Origin of the sequence: Streptomyces sp. NPDC086835 (assembly GCF_044745705.1) — a bacterium.
Taxonomy (GTDB): domain Bacteria; phylum Actinomycetota; class Actinomycetes; order Streptomycetales; family Streptomycetaceae; genus Streptomyces.
The window spans coordinates 1-1,485 of sequence record NZ_JBIVAU010000037.1 but is presented as its reverse complement, the minus strand read 5'-3'; the positions used below and the strand labels follow the sequence as shown (position 1 = coordinate 1,485).

The 1,485-nt window shown below is 66.8% G+C and carries 1 protein-coding gene; it reads right to left on the bottom strand.

Features of this window, described 5'->3' with window-relative positions:
* Window positions 1-33: 33 nt before the first annotated feature.
* Window positions 34-1,251, bottom strand: coding sequence for an IS110 family transposase (locus ACIPJI_RS36540; protein ID WP_402251286.1), 1,218 nt, complete (start codon window positions 1,249-1,251; stop codon window positions 34-36).
* Window positions 1,252-1,485 lie beyond the last annotated feature (234 nt).

The window sequence follows — 1,485 nt, the reverse complement described above, 5'->3', positions numbered from 1 at the left end:
CGTCCGGGCAGCAAGCACCTCCTAATGCTGTTGTCAAGCCGCCGCGGTGACGGAGAGTTGATGTTGGAAGCGCTGTCCGTCACGGATGAGAGCCCACAGGACGTTGACACGGCGGCGGGCCAGGGCGAGGACGGCTTGGGTGTGTCGCTTGCCTTCCGCGCGCTTGCGTTCGTAGAAGCGGCGGGATGCGTCGCAGCTGCGGATGCTGATGAGCGCGGAGGTGTAGAAGACCCGTTGCAGTCCGCGGTGGTAGCGGCGGGGGCGGTGCAGATTGCCGCTGACGTTGCCCGAGTCCCGGGGCACTGGTGCGACTCCGGAGAAGCTGGCCAGCCGGTCGGCGCTGCCGTAGCGGCTCATGTCGCCGGCGGTGGCGGCCAGGAACTCGGCGCCCAGGAGGGGGCCGATGCCAGGCATGCTGGAGATCACGGCGGCGAGGTCGTGCTCGCGAAACCGGGCCGCAATGAGCTTGTCGATCTCCGCGATCTGCTCGTTGAGGCCCATCACCTCCTTCGCCAGGGTGTGTATCACCTGTGCGGCGATCTTCTCGCCGGGGACTGTGGTGTGCTGGCGCTCGGCTGCTTCCAGCGCGGTCCGGGCCAGGGTGTCGGGGTTGCGGACCTTGCGGTTGCGCAGCCAGGTCTCCAGCCGCTTCTGGCTGGTGCGGCGCAGAGCGACCGGGGTCTGGTAGCCGCTCAGCAGGACAAGCGGGCCGACGTTTCCCATGTCGAGGACACGTTCCAACGCTGGGAAAATGCTGGTGAGTTGGCCTCTCAGTCGGTTGATCCGGCGGGTGCGGTCGGCGGAGAGGTCGGAGCGGCGGTCGGTGAGGATTCTCAGCTCGACGGCGTGTTCGTCGTCAGGCCGGATCACGGTCAAATCCCGGCGCATCCTGGCCTGGTCGGCGATGACGGTGGCGTCCTTGGCGTCGGTCTTGCCCATGCCCCGGTAGCCGGCCGAGGCCCGGTTGACTGCCAGGCCGGGTATGTAGACGAGCTGCTGGCCGTGGTTGAGGAGCACGTTGATCCACAGGGCTGCCATGCCGTCGGCGACGTCGACCGCCCAGAGCACGTTCTCGCTGATCGCCAGGACGTCGGCGAGCAGGGCCAGTAGTTCCGGCTCGTCATTCAGCACCCGGCGCGAGAGCAGCTTCCTGCCCTCCGCGTCCAGGACCACGCAGTGGTGGTGGGTCTTGCCGATGTCCGTGCCCGCCCAGATTTGGGCCACCTGTTCCTCCGGTCGTTCGATGTGCATTTCGTCCGGACGACCTCGCCAGCGTGGTCCTACTCAGCGATGCACCCGCAGAAGTGCCCGCAACTCCTAATCAGCGGTCGAGTCGTCGTGAGACACCGGGCGGCCAGGTGTTTGGAGCCATCACGGGCAACCACCTGAAAGCCATACCCGGCGTCTCTGGATCTCTGGACCTTACGACGGCCCATCCAACCCGCCAACAACGTAGGACCACCTGATCACCGACCGCCACGGAAC

Excerpts from the sequence above, each read along its gene's own strand:
- ACIPJI_RS36540 (WP_402251286.1), bottom strand. The coding sequence starts at position 1,251 with ATGCACATCGAACGACCGGAGGAACAGGTGGCCCAAATCTGGGCGGGC.